The sequence below is a fragment of the Streptococcus mitis genome (assembly GCF_023109515.1).
In the GTDB taxonomy this organism is placed as follows: domain Bacteria; phylum Bacillota; class Bacilli; order Lactobacillales; family Streptococcaceae; genus Streptococcus; species Streptococcus mitis_CS.
The window spans coordinates 297,029-313,064 of record NZ_JALDUM010000001.1 but is presented as its reverse complement, the minus strand read 5'-3'; the positions used below and the strand labels follow the sequence as shown (position 1 = coordinate 313,064).

Genomic DNA, 16,036 nt, shown 5'->3' with positions numbered 1-16,036 from the left:
GGATATCGAGTTGTCATAACTCAATATCCTTTTCTTTCATTTTGAAAATTTAGTTTCCTTTAAAGGCATCCACCATGGTTTGAAATTCTTCATTGGAGAGAGTAATCCCTTTGCCCATTTTAGTATGGTCTTGACTCCAAGCACGAATATCAAACTTTGCAGGGGCACCATTAAAGCTTACACGGTTGATTTCCTTAGTCCAACCTTTTTCGTTTTCAGAAAGAGTCAACAAGTGCTCTTCGATTTCAAATGTAAATTCTGCCATTTTCTTCTCCTTTTTTAGCTTTCATTAGTTTATTCGTAAAATCTTGTAGATTTTAGGAAAATTTTATATAATATTGATATAAAAGAAGGGAGGCCACTATGAGACATAAATTCCAGCAAGTTCTAGATAAAATACATGATTTTTTAAATGGACATGACCAACCTGACCAGACTGAAAGCAACTCCCTTACAGACACTATTGAAGAGGCTATCCAGAAACAAACTGCTGTTCACCTTATCTTGTCTGAGGCAAGTTTTACAGGTGATATCATCAAATACGATCAGCAACGCCAGCAAATTATCGTGAAAAATTTTGCCAAAAATGTGACCCGTATTATCCGTATAAGCGATATTCAACGCCTGCGATTTGTCCCTTCAACTGTCCAAACAGCCCAAAAAAATAGATTTAAGAAAGAGTGAGATGTAGTTGCTTCATCCCACTCTTTTTTCTTAGCGAATTTGTTCAAAATGTAAATGAACGGCGATATGATCTCCATAACCACTTCTTTCCAAGTCACGTTGTAAACGATAGGAAATGTAGTGTTCTGCAATAGTGATGTAACCTGCACCCAATAAACGATGTTCAACCATAGACTGAATCATGCTAATGGTAGCACGTTCTACCTTGGCCTCTTCTAAATCCAAAACGACTTTCTTAGTGACTTGTGCAAGGTTTTGACGCAAATCATCTGTCAATACATAGACAGTCTGGGCCGCCTTTAAGATAGCTTGGTAAATCTTATCTGGATTAAATTCAGCAATTTCGCCATTACGTTTGATTACTTGCATAGGTTTCTCCTTTATTCTTTGTTTTCTTTGATTTCTGCCAGCATTTTTTCTTCTTCTGCTGTCAGTTGATAATGTTCAAGCAAATCTGGTCTGCGCTCGTAGGTTTTCTTTAAACTCTCATACAGGCGCCACTGACGAATCTTTTCATGGTGCCCACTCATCAGTACATCTGGCACAACCATACCTCGATAATCATAGGGACGTGTATACTGAGGGTATTCGAGAAGACCAGAAGAAAAACTATCATCTTGGTGGCTAGACTCCTTGCCAATCACTTCTGGAATCAGGCGAACTGTAGCATCAATCATAGTCATGGCCGCCAATTCTCCACCAGTAAGGACATAATCTCCTAGGGAAATCTCATCCGTCACCAAGGTCTTAATCCGCTCATCATAACCCTCATAGTGCCCACAGATAAAGATTAGCTCTTCCTCTTGAGCCAAATCCTCTGCATAGGCTTGATCAAACTGCTTTCCAGCTGGATCAAGGAGAATAACGCGCGGATTTTTCTTTTCAATAGCATCAAAGGCATCGAAAATGGGTTGAGCTCGGAGCAACATCCCCTGACCGCCTCCGTAAGGCTCATCGTCGACATGGCGGGCCTTTTCAGCATATTCTCGAAAATTATGATACTGGATATCCAAGAGCCCTTTTTCTCGAGCCTTTCCAACGATTGAGTGCTCTAGTGGAGAAAACATCTCTGGAAAGAGGGTTAAAATATCAATCTTCATCGTCTAACCCTTCTAAGATTTCCACATCGACGCGGTTATTCGGAATATCAACATTGAGAACCACTGGTGGGATATAAGGCAAGAGCAAGTCACGTTTGCATTTTCGCTTGACCACCCAGACATCGTTGGCACCTGGTTGCAGGATTTCTTTGATGGTTCCAATCAAGTTATCACCCTCATAGACTTCCAAACCGATAATCTCGTGATAATAAAATTCACCATCGTCTAGGTCATTCAAATCTTCCTCAGCAACCTTGAGACTGTATCCCTTGTACTTTTCAATAGCATTGATATGGTACATGTCTTTGAATTTAATAATGTCAAAGTTCTTCTGTTTACGGTGGCTAGCAATGGTCACTGTTTGAACAAACTGATCTTTTTCATCAAACAAAGCCAGCTCAGCCCCTTTTTTAAACCGTTCTTCTGCAAAATCCGTCACAGACAAGACTCGCATCTCACCCTGCAACCCCTGCGTATTGACGATTTTCCCAACATTAAAGTAGTTCATCTTGTCTCCTGTACTCTATTTCTTTCCATCTTATTCGGACAATTCTCGAATAATAGTCACAATTTTTTCTGATTCTGACCATTGTAAATAATGGTGATTCCCTCCTAAAATGAGTTTAGTATTGGAAGTCCAATATTCTGATTCTCTGTACTCTTTTTCTCTATAAGGCTGACAAAAAATAAATACAGGGATATAAGATTCTATAAATACATTCTCAAAATCTTCTTCAGTAATCTCTCCAGATATCTGAAATCCTGTATATTGATTTTCCAACTCTGAGCCTTTTTCTTGCATTATTTCCCAGATTTCTTTATTAATTTCAGGGCTAAATGTGGCTTGAGTTAAGTTCTTAAAATAAAGTTCAGGACCATACTCGTCAATCAGCCTCATCTGCTCTTCCATTTCTGGATAAGGATTTTCTGAAAAATCAGCAAACATGACTTTTTTAGTTGTCGGTTCCATTGCTACTAAAGCCTGACACTTAATTGGTTTCTTGAGCAATTTACAAGCTAAAATTCCACTCAAACTATGTACACAAAGTATATATTCAGAAATCCCTAATTCTTCAAGTACTTCATAAACCACATCTGCAAGATTATCTAGATTTTTTCCAGCTTGGTCATGAATCGGACTCCTACCTGTGTTCGGAAAATCAATTGTCAAATAACCAATTGTGGGAGGAAGTTTTTCAAGTATAAGTGAAAAATTGTCATAACTTGGTAGCAAACCTGCGCCACTTAAACAAACTAGCATTTTCTTTTGTTTTTGATAAGTAACAGAGAGACTACCAATTTCTGTAGATACTTCAAACCTCTTCATAAAGAAACCCACTCGTTCTATATAATGAATTATTAAAAATCCTTATCCTTTATTTTATCATGTTCCAAGGATTTTCTCAAGTTGGATAAATCTCATCTTACAGAGCTACTACTTCTTCAAAGAATTCACCAATTATCTGATTAAACTCTTCAGGATGGTCATTCATAGGTTGGTGTTTGCTATCTGAAATCGTTACTTGACGCGCATTGGGATTTAAGGCAATGATACCATCGTAGATCATTTTTAGGTGTTTGGGAAAATCGTTTTCGCCCCTTATTAATAGCATAGGAGGATTTCCATGATAACCTTCTATCTCATGGACAGCCAAAAAACCTGTGATTCCAAGGTTCAAAAAAACATCTCGCCCAGTTTCTATAATGGCCGTCTTGACTAATTCTCTTGTGATAGGATTGTCTGTACACATTTTTGAGTTCTTATCTGCAATCACCTTCCAAGGAATCGCTTTATACATAAGAGAACTATATTTTATGCGATTTCTCTCTTTATCTGATAGATAACGATGCTGTCCCCAACTATCTACCATGACCAAGGCTAGAACTCTTTCTGGATGGCGATAGGTGTACTCTTGAAGTGGATTTCCTCCCCAAGAATGTCCGACCAATATCACCTTATCCAACTGGAAATAGGACAAAATAGCATCTACATCTTGAACAGCGCCTTCTAAGTCGGGTAAGCCAACTTTCATAGGTGATTCACCCTGTCCTCTAACATTGACAAAGTAGAGGTCAAATCCTTCAAAGGCATCATACTGGTAGGCCCACATCTGACTACGTCCACAAGCTCCATGATAAAAAATAATGTGGCCTTTATTTGTGTTGCTAGGACGATGATAAACAACCAAATCACAATCTAAGACTGGTATAATGTGACGTACCAAAGTCTCAGGTTTTCTGTTATAAAAAGCAATAGCTTCAGCTACATCATTTTGCTTCATTACTACACTCTCTCTTCTTTATCCTAGTATTATTCTTTTTATCTATTTTATCATGCCATATTAAAATCATCATTTTCTAAACTTAAGTCCATTAAAAATTTTGAATTTTCTGTATCATTTGGATTAAGAAAAAGACTGCTAAGCAATCTTTACTTTTTTCTCATCAGATTCATGCCTAAAATTCCAGCAATAATCAAAGTTGCTCCGATTACATGGTAGCTATAAATTGGTTCGCGGAGGATAAGGGCTCCGGCTAGAATAGTCAAAACTGTTCCAAGATTACCAAAGACACTGACGGTTGATGCTCCAAGTCGAACAATAGCATAGATAGAGAGACTACCAGTAACGATAGAGGCTAAAATTCCCAAATAGAGAATTGAAAGCAGATAAGGAAGCTGTCCGAGCGGTGCAAAGTAAGCTAATATGTTCCCCTCTAGATAGTGCGAGGTCAGACTCAGCGTATTAAAGGCGACGAAGCCAACAAATATCACAACAGCTGTCATATCCATAGCCCGATAGCGTCCTCCTTTGGACTTGCTGAGTATATTGTTTATTGCATTGGCGAGAACAGATCCCAACATCAAGAGAAAGCCCAAGCTAGCAGTCTCAGTACCAAAGTTAGCTCCTTTACTAAGGAAGATGAAAACTACTCCTGCTACGGATAAAAATAAAAAGAACTTTTGAAGCAAGCTTGTCTTTTCCTTGAGAAAGGCCGATGCTAAAAGGAGCGTAAAAATCGGGACAAGAGCCTGTAAAATTCCAGCTTCAGAAGACGATATATACTGTAAAGCAAAGGATTGAAAAATAAAAAAGAAAAGCGGATAGAAAAGACTCATAGGAAGAATAGAAAGAATATCTTTTCTACTTAAACTCACTTTGATAAGTTTGGTTTGATGAAGAACGACCATTACTAAAGATGCGATTGTATAGCGATGCGCTAAGTTTGTAAGAGGACTGGCATAGCCTAAAGCAATCTTAGTAAATAAAAAAGAAAATCCAATGATTGCTGAAAAGGATAAGGCTGCTAGGTAAGCTTTTGTTTTCTCTTTCATAGATTGTTACTCCCTTTAAAAGTAGCTATTCTCAAGATAGATCAACTAGAATTCTTTGAGACTATCTTTCCATTGTAGCATAGTAGAATCCTAGATGCTATTTCTAGGATTAGTATTTTATACCTGCTATCACTCTTTCAAGCTGATAAATGCTTTCTCGTTGCCTATAAAGGAGGCAGCTATGCTGACCTGCTTTTCTCGTTCTTGTCTCACAAGTTCTAGCTTGTCTACCTCTTGGAGATTACTTACTTTGATAATATAAACTGCCAGTTTCCTTGTTTTCTATTTACTAGCTAGACCAATATATGTGAAATCTTCTTTATAAGAAAAAAATCATTTCTTATTCTCTTAGAAATTCTCTAAAAATCCTTCCAAATCACGTTCATGTTGGTACTTAATGGCTGCAGTTTTGTCTTTCTCAAAGATAGTCTTGGTAAGGTCAATATGATTAATAGCTGCTATTGCGACGGTGTAGTGAATGATATCAGCCAGTTCTTTTGCTAGTTCCTCGTTAGAATCCTGAACGCCCTCTTTTCGACCAGAGCGTCCATTTAAAACCTCAGCAACTTCTCCAACTTCTTCTACTAGCTTAATAAAAAGCCCTTCTTCTGTTCTAGATTGTCGGTAATGGTCAAGTAAATATTCCTCTAGTTGTCTAACTGTTAAATCTCTCATTCTTTCTCCTTGCAAAAAAAGCGAGACATCCGTCCCGCCCTTCTTATTTTTCGTCAATAACGATTCTTACTTTTTTGTCTTCAGTTGGGACAGAGTAGACAATCGTTCTTATCGCAGAAATAGTGCGACCCTTACGACCGATTACACGACCCACATCGCTTTGATCAAGATCCAAATGATATTCCAAAAATTCTGGTGTATCTTCAATCTTGATAGTTAAGGCATCTGGTTGTGAAATCAAGGGTTTCACAATCGCAATAATGAGATTTTCAATCGTATCCATCTGTCAACCTACTTTAAACTTATTTTGAGAATTTAGAATCGTGGAATTTTTTCAATACGCCTTCTTTTGAAAGGATGTTACGTACTGTATCTGAAGGTTGAGCTCCATCAGCCAACCATGCAAGAACGCGGTCTTCTTTCAAAGTTACTTGGTTTTCAGCAACAAGTGGGTTGTAAGTTCCAACTGTTTCGATGAAACGTCCGTCACGTGGTGAACGTGAATCTGCTACGTTGATACGGTAGAAAGGTTTTTTCTTAGAACCCATACGAGTCAAACGGATTTTAACTGCCATTTTTAAAGTCTCTTTTCTTATTTTTTATTTCGGTGAAATAGCTGAGCTATTTAGCACATGTTCTATTATAGCAGATTTCTGGCAGGTGTCAAGAAAAAAACTTGACAGAGTTTTATTTTTTTTTACTACTAGAAATTGGTTATAATCTTAAAGAAAAAATTAGAAAGAAATCGTTTATGAATACTACTTTTAATACTATCTATAAGGACTACCCTGTCAAGCCCTATATCTCTCCTAATAGTGATATGGAAGCCCCTAAACCTGTCCCAAAACGCAATATGGAACTACTAGAAGACAATCTATTGGCAGGTGATATCATCCTTATCTGGAGAATCAACTTTGGAACTTTCACTACTGAAACATGATTTTAAAAACTCCAATTCGAATATGATTCAAAATTCTCTTAAAATCAATATTTTCCCACTTTTTCAGAAAAAAATTTTCATCTAATTTGAATAACTTTCAATTAAATGGTGTATTGTAGCAGGTTCTTAACGCTTTGAGAACTGACTAGCTTTACGAGCTTTCTTAAGACCTCGTTTGGAAAGTATGAGTTTCAGTTGGACTAAAAACAGCGAAATATCAAGAATTTTAAGAACGATATCTACTAATTAATTTATAAAATATGAATTAATAGATTCTAAATGGGGGAATAATTTAGTTCTGTAAAAGTTTAGTTCTGTAAAAATTAACTTCTACACCTATAACGCTTATTCTGACAGACTTTATAACAGCCTAATAAAAAAGTAGAGTTTCATACAGTATCTAGATTTTCCAAAAATTCTTTATCATCAAATATTATTAACGAAACTATCCAAACCAAATCCGATGCATTGCTTCAAAGAATTTGTTAGTTGTTTGACTATCAAGGGCTTTTATTAAAAAATTTTTTCAAATAACTGCCATCTTGGCACATAAATTCTTGCTTTCTAAATTTAAATGTGATATATTTATAACATAAAATTTAAGTGTGATATATTTATAACACAAAAAAGGAGTCTATCATGAAAAAAAGTCAAAAAATGCGTGGCCTCATTGCAATGATTGCCGTAGCTCTCTTTATTGATTTTATTGTTTTATTTGGTTCTAATCTTAGTTGGGGACCCAAGTTAGTTATTACTGGTATTTCAGTGTCAGGTCAAATTGTAGCTATTTGTAGCTGGCTACATAAGAGTCAGAAAGGTAAGGGAAAGACTATTTTTGACTTGTCTGCTAAGCTTTACACGATACTTTTTTTTGCAGCAAGCATTTTTTATACAGTAGGGATTTGGGTTGCGACCCCAAGCGTAAGTTCTGGTATTAAAGAATGGATTTTGGGAATTGGCCTCGTTATTGAAGTGATTTTATTTGTTTTTTTCTGTTTGAAAAATGTCAAGGAAACTCCGGACGAACGCTTTTATGCTAATTTAGCAAAGGCAACTAGCTTGATGTTTGTTTTTATACTAGGCGCACTGATGATCCTAGCAGTTATCATTGGGTATATGGGGGCTCTCACTCTTTACATGGGCCAAATATTTATTAGCATAGCTGCCTTGATTTGCATCTTTGCGGTTGTCTATCTTATCTTGGAACGGAGAGGATAAGCATGGCCAAAGAAAGCAAGATTATTACTAATCTTAAATCTGTTCGTGAGTCTACAGGCATGACCCAGCAGGAGTTAGCCGACCTCATCGGCATGCGACGCGAGACAATTCTGCACTTGGAAAATAACCGTTACAATCCTTCTCTGGAAATGGCTCTTAAAATTGCTCAAGTTTTTAATCTGAAAGTAGAAGACCTCTTTGAACTCAGACAGAAAGAGGAAGCATAATTCTTTTCGAGACCTAGTATTAAGTTCATTGATTAATTAGGAATTGAATCCAAAAGAAAAAATCCTTTGAAAATGTACTCTTTTAAAATATAGTAATTCTTTCGAATTAACGTTTACTAATTGTGATACTTTACGAGCTCTCTTAAGATCTGGTTGGAAAAACTATGATTTGAATAACCTTCAGTAAATGCTTAAAATCAATGTTTTCCAACTTTTTCAGAAAACAGAATTTCATCTAATTTGAATAAATTTCAGTTGAATGGTGTGAATTTCACCCCAAAAAATCAAAAAAATGAGCTAGAATGTACCGAAAAGTTCACACCACTATTTAGATGATTTTTTATTTTGCCTGTTTTTACCTATGGTCTTACCCACGGCAAAAATTATAGAGCCAAAAAACCCTAGTCACACATTTGAACTAGGTTTTTACGTTGCTTTGATTAACAAGATTACCAAATCTTTCAGAATTACATTTTCTATTTTATAGAAAAATATTAATAATAAATTATGTAAATTCAATCTAATTTCTATAAGTTTGCTCCCATTTTTTCATTTCTTCAACGATACTTCTTAGAGCAATACCTTTTTTTGTCATTTTATATTCAACCTGTGGAGGCGATGTCGGTAAAACTTTTCTTGATAAAATACCTTCTTGCTCGAAATCATGTAACCGTTGAGCTAATATTCTAGGATTAATACCTTCTACACTACGCAAAAGACTACCATAATGTATATTACCATTAATAATTTCAGATAAAATCTCAAGAGTAAATTTACCCTTTAGTAAATTCAAGACCCTTCTTGCTGGACAAATTGATTTTTTCAAAGGTTGCATCTTGCAAGTCTCCATTCATTTCCTCCTTTTTTGATAGTTACTATACTTTTTTTCCCTTCTTGTTTTATAAATAATTACATGATAAATTAATTATATCACTTGAAGGGAGAAATTACTATGGACATTATAACTAAGTTTGACCGTATTGAAGATATTCTCGGCAGTCCTGATGGAAGATACTTTGGTAATGGATATACACAAGTAAAATATTTTCAGAAAGTTAAACATATTACTTTTGAAGGAATTGAGTCAGTATTTGAAATCAACTATCCGAAGAGTTGGTCAACTAAGAAAAATATTGAGTCAATAAAACCACATTTTAGCTCTTTAGATTCTATTGTACTTGCTGTGAAACTAGTCAGCGATTTTCTTAGAGAAGAATTAGTCATAGAAGAGGACACAATCAATAATGCTCTAATTTCTAGTTTCTCGGTAAAAGCAGGAAAATCTCTTGTAGAAGATTTGAAAAATGTTACAGCAAAATTGAGCTTATCATCAGATGATAAGCTATCCTTCAAGGGAAGGATAGCTTCGTTTTCGGTTGAATTAGTTGTCGATTTATTTGATGACTCAAAACAACTTAAAATAAATTCTGGAGAAGATTACTATTTTTCAAACTTTAAAACAGTTGATACCAAACTAACTGATATTTCGGTGAAAACAGAATTAAATTCTATTTCAGCTACTACTTCTTTTTCCTATTCAGATAAATTTAGTGGTATTGAATCAGCACATCTCTTGAAAAAGAGATTACCATCTATCTTAGACCATATAATTGTAACAGCTGAACTTACGGAAGTGTTACATTCATATTTGGACAGAACCCCTAGAGAATTTTCGAAAACATTGATAATGCGTAAAATTAAAATCCTACGCAACCTTTCAAACGATTCACAGTTAAGTGAAGGCAACATTAAAGTTCAAGTTCTAAAAACTAAAATAGTACCTTTAAAAGGAAAGAATGTTCGAGTTAGTGATATGATTTCAAAACTTGGAGAGTCAACATTGATATATTCCGTGGCTCAAGAGCTATAAGATAAATAGAAAGAGGACTAATATGAAAATAGCAATTTCAGGAACTTATTCGACAGGAAAAACGACAACAACTTTAGCACTAGCTTTTTATACTGGTTTACCACGTACACACGCAAAAACTATGAGAGAGATTCTTCCCATAGCTTTACCCGGAAAAAGATTAGAAGACGCCACTGGTCCTGAGCTGGTTCAATTAGGAATTCGTCGTCTAATGGAGCGAGCAGTTAGGGAGTCTCATCTTGACTCTTTTGTTTCTGATGGCTCCTCTTTACATGAATGGGTATACGGTATGGTGAGAACCGAATTAGGAATGAATCCCAACCAAGAGACAGATAAAGGAAATATTATTTTAACTGATGACCTCAAATATCTTAGAGAAGTTATGAAAAATTTTGGGTCTGTTGCAAAAGACTATGCTAAAGAAACTTATGAATCATTTGTACATTTGCCTATTGAATTTCCTTTAGCTCCAGATGGCCATCGTCCTGTGTCAGAATTATTTAGAAAACGCTCAAACGATTTGCTATTAATAACACTGGATGAATTAAAAATTCCTTACCATATCGTGGGCGGTACTATCGAGGAAAGACTCCAGAAGATTTCAGAAATTTATCAACTAAAACCTGTAATAAGTATTGAACAAGCAGTTTCTTTAGCAAAAAAGGAAGCGCAAAACTATAATATCGTTCAGGAGGGTAAATAATATGGATAAAGATTTGAGAAATATCCTCTTTTCCAAGTTTGAGACATCCCAACTATCTTTAAGAAATCGGATTGTAATGAATCCAGTTCCAACAGGATTTGTAGAAAGTGGTGTTCCCAAACCAGAAATTGCCGAGTTCTATAAGCGAAGAGCAAAAAATGTAGGGCTATTTATTATAGGCGCTATAAATATTGAGCATGAAACTGCTACTAACAATGAAAATATACCAAATATTTCAACCAGTCGTGATATTGAGGTATGGAAACAAGTAACCAAGGCAATTCACCAAGAAAAAAGTAAGGCTATTGCTGAGCTTTGGCATAGTGGGAGTTCAAGAGCATTTTCAAAAACTGATTTATCTCTTAAGGTCTCTACTCCATCTGGATACATTGGAAAAAAGAAAGTGGGGTCACCTTTATCAGTTGAAGAAATTAACCTTATTGTCCAAAAATTTGCTGAAGCCGCCAGAAAAGCTCAAATATCTGGTTTTGATGGAGTTGATATTCATGCTGCACACGGTAGTTTAATTCATGATTTTTTAACAGCAGATACCAACCAGAGAACTGATGAGTTTGGTTTTAAAAATAGAACTTACTTTGCAGAAAGAGTTATTAAGGAATGTAGAAAAGTTGTTGGGGACAATTTTCCGATTTTCATTCGCCTATCAAATTTTAAAAGTTATGATCCTACTGCAAAATTAGCAAAAACTTTAGAGGAATTAAAACAAATCATAATACCAATTTCAAATGCAGGTGTTGATATCTTTGACTGCTCTGAAATAAACTATACAGATTCTGCTGTCACTGGAAAATCAGGCAATTTATCATACTGGGTGAAAAAAATTGCAAATAAGCCTACAATAACAACTGGAGGCATAGGTTCACCTGAAATTCTATACAAAGATATTCCAACACTTATTACAGAAATAACATCACAACCTAAAATGTCATATCTTCATTTACAAAGGAAAAAGGCACAAATTTTTTACTCGAATAATTTAGTTTCTGATTTTAAAGAAGGAGGGTTTGATTTACTTGCTTTTGGTCGTCCTCTATTGATAAATGAAAATTGGTTTGATGAAATAACGGAGGAAGATTGATGAAAAAAACAAATACAAAAGCGCCAGCTTATCTACTTTTTATTCTTTCACTAGGATACATTATGGCGGTCCTAGATACAACCGGAGTGGTTCTTGCTGTTCCCCATATTGAAACAGCTATGAGAGTCTCATTAGAGCAATCCATTTGGATTATTAACGCCTATACACTAGCTTTAGGGTCTTTACTCCTACTTTCAGGAAATCTAACAACAAAATATGGTGCTAAACGAATTTTATTAATTGGAATGACAATTTTTACACTATCCTCGTTTGGGTGCTCTTTTTCACCAAATATTGAAACATTAATTATACTTAGATTCATTCAAGGTTTCGGTGCTTCTTTGTTTATGCCAAGTTCATTAGCACTTTTATTCATTTCATACCCCGATTCTACTAAAAGAGCACGTATGTTAGGAATCTGGACAGCAATTATTTCTGTTGCAACCGGTACTGGTTCTTTTATTGGTGGACTAATAATTAACTACTTCGGATGGAGGGGTATTTTCTTGGTCAATATTCCATTTGGAATTTTGACAGTAATTTCAATATTACTTCTCGTGAAAAATAATATTGCCAATCTAAAGACCAGAATTGACATCTTTAGTAATATATTTCTGGTTACAACTATCGGAAGTCTAGTTATTTACCTTGTTGAAGGGAATCAATATGGTTATAGTAACTCAAATCTTTTATTGTTTCTTCTCCTATTTATATTATTTGCTATTGGTTTAGTAGTCCACGATAAAAAAAGTAAAGCACCTATTGTTCCCCACCAACTATTAAAAAATGCTAAGTTTATTGTCTCTAATCTATTAGGTTTAGTAGTTAACATTTCACTATATGGCATTGTTTTGGTGCTAGGACTCTATTTTCAAACTTATTTAAACCTTTCCTCAATGGTTTCTGGACTCCTCATTCTACCAGGAATGATTGTCTTAATTATTGGTAATTTATTTTACGCACGTGCTGTAAAACGATTTTCCGTGGGAAGCCTCGCTACTGTCTCAATTATTTTTGCCATTGTAGGAGCAGCAGGAATTTTTGGAATTGGAGTTCTTTTTCATGAAATTCAACTATACATCCTAATTCCTTTATTTTCTTTAATGAGTCTAGGTATCGGAGTGTTAACTCCAGCAACTACAACCATTCTTATGGAAGCTGCTGGTCAAGAATTATCTGGAATTGCTGGTGCAACTCTAAACGCTAACAAACAGATTGGTGGACTTTTTGGTACAACAATTATGGGGATTGTAACTACTAATTTATCCCATGATTGGAATATAGTCATCGTTATCGCATTTTTGGTTAACGTGATAATGTATATTGCTACTTGGTTAATTGCTAGTCGTTACCTTTATGGAAAAGAATAAAACTAAACAGAACGCAATCAATTTAAAAGTTGATTGCGTTTTATATTATTTCTCAGCACAATTACTCCAATCATCATAATTTGCTTAATAAATAACTCAATTACTTTTGTCGCAAAGATTGTAAAATACCAACTACCTCATAACCTTGATGAAACTGTGAAAAATGCATAAGCGTTAGTTCATATGATAAATTAGATAACACTCGTCGTGTTCCTTGGCTATCCTCAATATTGATTAAACTTCCCAAAAGAAGACCGTTATCATAATGAACTAGGCTACTATCAATTGCAATATCTCTTTTGGGTAGCTCTTCACTCATATCCTGAACCTCGCTAGCAATCGTTTCACTAGTCAAATCTTTTAAATCTTTTACTAACTGATAAGTAGTATAGATTGTATTTGATATATAATTAATGGCTTTTATTATACTTCCTGCGAAACTAAAATCCTAGTTCACGATTGATAATTCCAGCAATCAAATTCATTCGTAATCCAAAGCGTTTACGTCGATTTCGATAGCTTGTTGAAAACATTTTAAACGTTTTTACTTTGGCAAAAATATTCTCAACCTTGATTCTCTCTTTAGATAGCACATGATTATAGGATTTATCTTTAAGAGTTAGTGGCTTAAGTTTACTTGATTTCCTCGGAGTTTGCGTTTGTGAATACATCTTCATGATCCCTTGATAACCACTGTCTGCTAAGATTTTACCAGCTTGTCCGATGTTTCTGCGACTCATTTTGAACAACTTCATATCGTGGCAATAGTTCACTGCAATATCCAAAGAAACAATTCTCCCTTGGCTTGTGACAATCGCCTGAGCCTTCATAGCATGACATTTCTTTTTACCAGAATAATTGGCTAGTTGATTTTTTTAGGACGATTGATTTTTACCTCTGTTGCATCCACAATCACCGTATCCTCAGCACTAAGATGAGTTTTTGAAATCGTAAAACCATTTTGAATAAGAGTTGCTTCAACCCATTGACTCTGACGGATTAAGTTGCTTTCGTGAATACCAAAATCAGCCGCAATTTGTTCATAAGTGCGGTATTCTCGCATATATTGAAGAGTAGCCATGAGGAGGTCATCTAGGCTTAACTTAGGGGTTCGTCCACCTTTCGCGTGTTTACGTTGATAAGCTGTTTTTAACACAGCTAACATCTCTTCAAAAGTAGTGCGCTGAACACCAACAAGGCGCTTAAATCGTGCATCACTTAATACTTTACTTGATTCATAATTTATAGTTTTATTGTATCATATTTTTGTTTCGCAGGAAGTCTATTACTAATACCAACCTAAGGAAATAAAAAACAATTTCCCGATTTCCTGTTGAACTAACTGATTTACTTCAGTCATGGGAAAAGCAACAAAAAAGAGAACTAGCAAAATTTGGAATTATCCAATCTGATGAACAGTATGTCTTTACTTATATCGATATGAAGAGCAATGTTAACGGTCCACTACACTCTGACTACCTCACGTCATCCAGAACTAACACACGCTACACCTCATAAATTACGTCATACGGGTGCAACTCTTGCCAAACAATTTGGCACATCACTAGAGGACATTTCAGAAGCTCTAACACATAGCGATACAGGTACAACTCAGATTTATGTCAACACTTCTAATGTAGTTCCTATGGCCGTTGGTGAATTTGCCTACCGTAACCTTAAAAAGTAATGGTGTGAATTTTGCTAAAAAAACATCAAAAAACACCCCATGGTGTGAACCATGAAGTGTTGATAAATGCTGTATTGTAGCCGTTTCTTAACGTTTAGAGAACTGGCTAGCTTTACGAGCTTTCTTAAGACCTGGTTTCCTAAATACTTCGAGTACACTTATGGTATTGATACCCCTAAACAAGCGACTTTCTGGTTGGCTTCCTCTTAAACTGTCTTGTCACTAATATTTGAAATCCACTTCCTTTTAGGGTACAATGGTAGAAATGAATTTTTGAGAGGAAAAGAATGAAAAAACTAGCAACCCTTCTTTTACTATCCACTGTAGCCCTAGCTGGATGTGACAACATCCAACGTAGTTTGCGTGGTGATGACTATGTAGATTCTAGCTTGGCCGCTGAGGAAAGCTCCAAAGCAGCAGCCCAATCTGCCAAGGAGTTAAACGATGCTTTAACAAATGAAAACGCCAATTTCCCACAACTATCTAAAGAAGTTGCTGAAGACGAGGCTGAAGTGATTCTCCACACAAGTCAGGGTGATATTCGCATTAAGCTCTTCCCTAAACTCGCTCCTCTAGCGGTTGAAAACTTCCTCACTCATGCTAAAGAAGGCTACTATAACGGTATTACCTTCCACCGTGTCATCGATGGCTTTATGGTCCAAACTGGAGATCCAAAGGGAGACGGTACAGGTGGTCAGTCTATCTGGCATGACAAGGATAAAACTAAAGACAAGGGAACTGGTTTCAAAAACGAGATTACTCCTTATCTATATAACATCCGTGGTGCTCTTTCTATGGCTAATACTGGTCAACCAAACACCAATGGTAGCCAGTTCTTCATCAACCAAAACTCTACAGATACCTCTGCTAAACTCCCTACAAGCAAGTATCCAAAGAAAATCATCGAAGCCTATAAAGAAGGGGGAAACCCTAGTCTAGATGGCAAACACCCAGTCTTTGGTCAAGTGATTGACGGTATGGATGTTGTAGATAAGATTGCCAAAGCAGAAAAAGATGAAAAAGACAAGCCAACTACTGCTATCACAATCGACAGCATCGAAGTGGTGAAAGATTACAATTTTAAATCTTAAAAACCAAAAAAATACAGTATCCACATTCGGTACTGTAT

The 16,036-nt window shown here is 35.7% G+C and carries 22 protein-coding genes and 1 pseudogene; 10 read left to right on the top strand and 13 right to left on the bottom strand.

The features are described 5' to 3' along the window. Nucleotides 1–49: 49 nt before the first annotated feature. A complete protein-coding gene (locus M1G05_RS01650) occupies nucleotides 50–265 on the bottom strand; it encodes a YdbC family protein (RefSeq protein WP_247952885.1) in 216 nt (71 codons plus the stop codon). Between the two features lie 98 nt (nucleotides 266–363). On the opposite strand from M1G05_RS01650, the gene M1G05_RS01645 reads away from it, so the two are divergent. Then, complete coding sequence (locus tag M1G05_RS01645; protein WP_001216097.1) at nucleotides 364–684, top strand: hypothetical protein; 321 nt, start codon at nucleotides 364–366, stop codon at nucleotides 682–684. Nucleotides 685–714: 30 nt separating this feature from the next. Here M1G05_RS01645 and M1G05_RS01640 read toward each other — a convergent pair whose 3' ends face one another. The 9 genes from M1G05_RS01640 to rpsP all read right to left on the bottom strand — a co-directional run bounded on the left by M1G05_RS01640 (nucleotide 715) and on the right by rpsP (nucleotide 6,368). Further along, on the bottom strand, nucleotides 715–1,053 hold the full coding sequence (locus M1G05_RS01640) for an ATP cone domain-containing protein (RefSeq protein WP_001196047.1): 339 nt from the start codon (nucleotides 1,051–1,053) through the stop codon (nucleotides 715–717). A gap of 11 nt (nucleotides 1,054–1,064) precedes the next feature. Continuing rightward, on the bottom strand, nucleotides 1,065–1,784 hold the full coding sequence (gene trmD, locus M1G05_RS01635) for a tRNA (guanosine(37)-N1)-methyltransferase TrmD (RefSeq protein WP_000686933.1): 720 nt from the start codon (nucleotides 1,782–1,784) through the stop codon (nucleotides 1,065–1,067). Next, nucleotides 1,774–2,292 carry a ribosome maturation factor RimM gene (gene rimM / locus M1G05_RS01630; RefSeq protein WP_247952884.1) on the bottom strand — a complete coding sequence of 173 codons (519 nt, stop codon included), beginning with the start codon at nucleotides 2,290–2,292 and terminating at the stop codon, nucleotides 1,774–1,776. The genes trmD and rimM overlap by 11 nt, the downstream gene beginning before the upstream one ends. 30 nt (nucleotides 2,293–2,322) lie before the next feature. After that, on the bottom strand, nucleotides 2,323–3,111 hold the full coding sequence (locus tag M1G05_RS01625; RefSeq protein ID WP_247952883.1) for an alpha/beta fold hydrolase: 789 nt from the start codon (nucleotides 3,109–3,111) through the stop codon (nucleotides 2,323–2,325). Nucleotides 3,112–3,208: 97 nt separating this feature from the next. Further along, on the bottom strand, nucleotides 3,209–4,066 hold the full coding sequence (locus tag M1G05_RS01620; protein ID WP_247952882.1) for an alpha/beta fold hydrolase: 858 nt from the start codon (nucleotides 4,064–4,066) through the stop codon (nucleotides 3,209–3,211). A 149-nt stretch (nucleotides 4,067–4,215) separates the two neighbouring features. After that, nucleotides 4,216–5,118, bottom strand: a complete 903-nt coding sequence (locus M1G05_RS01615) for a DMT family transporter (RefSeq protein WP_247952881.1) — start codon at nucleotides 5,116–5,118, stop codon at nucleotides 4,216–4,218. A 348-nt stretch (nucleotides 5,119–5,466) separates the two neighbouring features. Then, nucleotides 5,467–5,793: a MazG nucleotide pyrophosphohydrolase domain-containing protein gene (locus M1G05_RS01610; protein ID WP_150922595.1), complete on the bottom strand. Its 327-nt coding sequence runs from the start codon at nucleotides 5,791–5,793 to the stop codon at nucleotides 5,467–5,469. Nucleotides 5,794–5,836: 43 nt separating this feature from the next. After that, nucleotides 5,837–6,076 (bottom strand): RNA-binding protein KphA, encoded by a 240-nt coding sequence (gene kphA / locus M1G05_RS01605; protein ID WP_000379617.1) that lies wholly within the window; start codon nucleotides 6,074–6,076, stop codon nucleotides 5,837–5,839. A gap of 19 nt (nucleotides 6,077–6,095) precedes the next feature. Further along, nucleotides 6,096–6,368, bottom strand: coding sequence for a 30S ribosomal protein S16 (rpsP, locus tag M1G05_RS01600; RefSeq protein ID WP_000268760.1), 273 nt, complete (start codon nucleotides 6,366–6,368; stop codon nucleotides 6,096–6,098). Nucleotides 6,369–6,544: 176 nt separating this feature from the next. Here rpsP and M1G05_RS01595 point away from each other — a divergent pair, with 176 nt between their 5' ends. From M1G05_RS01595 to M1G05_RS01585, 3 genes are all read left to right on the top strand, one after another. Further along, a complete protein-coding gene (locus M1G05_RS01595) occupies nucleotides 6,545–6,733 on the top strand; it encodes a hypothetical protein (protein WP_150922594.1) in 189 nt (62 codons plus the stop codon). Nucleotides 6,734–7,372: 639 nt separating this feature from the next. Next, nucleotides 7,373–7,951: a hypothetical protein gene (locus tag M1G05_RS01590; protein ID WP_064276461.1), complete on the top strand. Its 579-nt coding sequence runs from the start codon at nucleotides 7,373–7,375 to the stop codon at nucleotides 7,949–7,951. Between the two features lie 2 nt (nucleotides 7,952–7,953). After that, a complete protein-coding gene (locus M1G05_RS01585; protein WP_001041097.1) occupies nucleotides 7,954–8,178 on the top strand; it encodes a helix-turn-helix transcriptional regulator in 225 nt (74 codons plus the stop codon). A 520-nt stretch (nucleotides 8,179–8,698) separates the two neighbouring features. Here the strand turns inward: M1G05_RS01585 and M1G05_RS01580 are convergent. Then, entirely contained in the window at nucleotides 8,699–9,028 is a 330-nt protein-coding gene (locus tag M1G05_RS01580; RefSeq protein ID WP_000447029.1) for a winged helix-turn-helix transcriptional regulator, read from the bottom strand. Between the two features lie 102 nt (nucleotides 9,029–9,130). Between M1G05_RS01580 and M1G05_RS01575 the strand changes: the two genes are divergently transcribed. The 4 genes from M1G05_RS01575 to M1G05_RS01560 are packed head-to-tail and all read left to right on the top strand — an operon-like array spanning nucleotide 9,131 to nucleotide 13,220. Beyond that, nucleotides 9,131–10,048: an AvrD family protein gene (locus M1G05_RS01575; protein WP_000351501.1), complete on the top strand. Its 918-nt coding sequence runs from the start codon at nucleotides 9,131–9,133 to the stop codon at nucleotides 10,046–10,048. A gap of 22 nt (nucleotides 10,049–10,070) precedes the next feature. After that, entirely contained in the window at nucleotides 10,071–10,751 is a 681-nt protein-coding gene (locus tag M1G05_RS01570; protein ID WP_000684424.1) for an AAA family ATPase, read from the top strand. Between the two features lies 1 nt (nucleotide 10,752). Beyond that, a complete protein-coding gene (locus tag M1G05_RS01565; protein ID WP_009014148.1) occupies nucleotides 10,753–11,850 on the top strand; it encodes an oxidoreductase in 1,098 nt (365 codons plus the stop codon). Continuing rightward, nucleotides 11,850–13,220: an MFS transporter gene (locus tag M1G05_RS01560; RefSeq protein WP_000753505.1), complete on the top strand. Its 1,371-nt coding sequence runs from the start codon at nucleotides 11,850–11,852 to the stop codon at nucleotides 13,218–13,220. The genes M1G05_RS01565 and M1G05_RS01560 overlap by 1 nt, the downstream gene beginning before the upstream one ends. Nucleotides 13,221–13,320: 100 nt before the next feature. Here M1G05_RS01560 and M1G05_RS01555 read toward each other — a convergent pair whose 3' ends face one another. Next, nucleotides 13,321–13,539, bottom strand: a complete 219-nt coding sequence (locus M1G05_RS01555) for a hypothetical protein (protein WP_247952879.1) — start codon at nucleotides 13,537–13,539, stop codon at nucleotides 13,321–13,323. Between the two features lie 121 nt (nucleotides 13,540–13,660). Then, nucleotides 13,661–14,466 (bottom strand): IS5 family transposase gene (locus M1G05_RS01550; protein WP_152639385.1). Its coding sequence is split into 2 segments (ribosomal slippage): nucleotides 13,661–14,089 and nucleotides 14,092–14,466, totalling 804 coding nucleotides; the frame shifts between segments, so codons are not numbered across the junction. A gap of 65 nt (nucleotides 14,467–14,531) precedes the next feature. On the opposite strand from M1G05_RS01550, the pseudogene M1G05_RS01545 reads away from it, so the two are divergent. Both M1G05_RS01545 and M1G05_RS01540 read left to right on the top strand, forming a co-directional pair. Then, nucleotides 14,532–14,907 (top strand): annotated as a pseudogene (locus M1G05_RS01545) (tyrosine-type recombinase/integrase); the annotation flags it as partial. 287 nt (nucleotides 14,908–15,194) lie between these two features. Then, nucleotides 15,195–15,998: a peptidylprolyl isomerase gene (locus tag M1G05_RS01540; RefSeq protein ID WP_247952878.1), complete on the top strand. Its 804-nt coding sequence runs from the start codon at nucleotides 15,195–15,197 to the stop codon at nucleotides 15,996–15,998. Nucleotides 15,999–16,036: the final 38 nt, after the last annotated feature.

Excerpts from the sequence above, each read along its gene's own strand:
- M1G05_RS01575 (WP_000351501.1), top strand. The coding sequence starts at position 9,131 with ATGGACATTATAACTAAGTTTGACCGTATTGAAGATATTCTCGGCAGT.
- M1G05_RS01650 (WP_247952885.1), bottom strand. The coding sequence starts at position 265 with ATGGCAGAATTTACATTTGAAATCGAAGAGCACTTGTTGACTCTTTCT.
- rpsP (WP_000268760.1), bottom strand. The coding sequence starts at position 6,368 with ATGGCAGTTAAAATCCGTTTGACTCGTATGGGTTCTAAGAAAAAACCT.
- M1G05_RS01590 (WP_064276461.1), top strand. The coding sequence starts at position 7,373 with ATGAAAAAAAGTCAAAAAATGCGTGGCCTCATTGCAATGATTGCCGTA.
- M1G05_RS01640 (WP_001196047.1), bottom strand. The coding sequence starts at position 1,053 with ATGCAAGTAATCAAACGTAATGGCGAAATTGCTGAATTTAATCCAGAT.
- M1G05_RS01645 (WP_001216097.1), top strand. The coding sequence starts at position 364 with ATGAGACATAAATTCCAGCAAGTTCTAGATAAAATACATGATTTTTTA.
- M1G05_RS01560 (WP_000753505.1), top strand. The coding sequence starts at position 11,850 with ATGAAAAAAACAAATACAAAAGCGCCAGCTTATCTACTTTTTATTCTT.
- M1G05_RS01555 (WP_247952879.1), bottom strand. The coding sequence starts at position 13,539 with ATGAGTGAAGAGCTACCCAAAAGAGATATTGCAATTGATAGTAGCCTA.
- M1G05_RS01565 (WP_009014148.1), top strand. The coding sequence starts at position 10,753 with ATGGATAAAGATTTGAGAAATATCCTCTTTTCCAAGTTTGAGACATCC.
- rimM (WP_247952884.1), bottom strand. The coding sequence starts at position 2,292 with ATGAACTACTTTAATGTTGGGAAAATCGTCAATACGCAGGGGTTGCAG.
- M1G05_RS01580 (WP_000447029.1), bottom strand. The coding sequence starts at position 9,028 with ATGGAGACTTGCAAGATGCAACCTTTGAAAAAATCAATTTGTCCAGCA.
- M1G05_RS01625 (WP_247952883.1), bottom strand. The coding sequence starts at position 3,111 with ATGAAGAGGTTTGAAGTATCTACAGAAATTGGTAGTCTCTCTGTTACT.
- M1G05_RS01540 (WP_247952878.1), top strand. The coding sequence starts at position 15,195 with ATGAAAAAACTAGCAACCCTTCTTTTACTATCCACTGTAGCCCTAGCT.
- M1G05_RS01620 (WP_247952882.1), bottom strand. The coding sequence starts at position 4,066 with ATGAAGCAAAATGATGTAGCTGAAGCTATTGCTTTTTATAACAGAAAA.
- M1G05_RS01615 (WP_247952881.1), bottom strand. The coding sequence starts at position 5,118 with ATGAAAGAGAAAACAAAAGCTTACCTAGCAGCCTTATCCTTTTCAGCA.
- M1G05_RS01585 (WP_001041097.1), top strand. The coding sequence starts at position 7,954 with ATGGCCAAAGAAAGCAAGATTATTACTAATCTTAAATCTGTTCGTGAG.
- trmD (WP_000686933.1), bottom strand. The coding sequence starts at position 1,784 with ATGAAGATTGATATTTTAACCCTCTTTCCAGAGATGTTTTCTCCACTA.
- M1G05_RS01595 (WP_150922594.1), top strand. The coding sequence starts at position 6,545 with ATGAATACTACTTTTAATACTATCTATAAGGACTACCCTGTCAAGCCC.
- M1G05_RS01570 (WP_000684424.1), top strand. The coding sequence starts at position 10,071 with ATGAAAATAGCAATTTCAGGAACTTATTCGACAGGAAAAACGACAACA.
- M1G05_RS01610 (WP_150922595.1), bottom strand. The coding sequence starts at position 5,793 with ATGAGAGATTTAACAGTTAGACAACTAGAGGAATATTTACTTGACCAT.
- kphA (WP_000379617.1), bottom strand. The coding sequence starts at position 6,076 with ATGGATACGATTGAAAATCTCATTATTGCGATTGTGAAACCCTTGATT.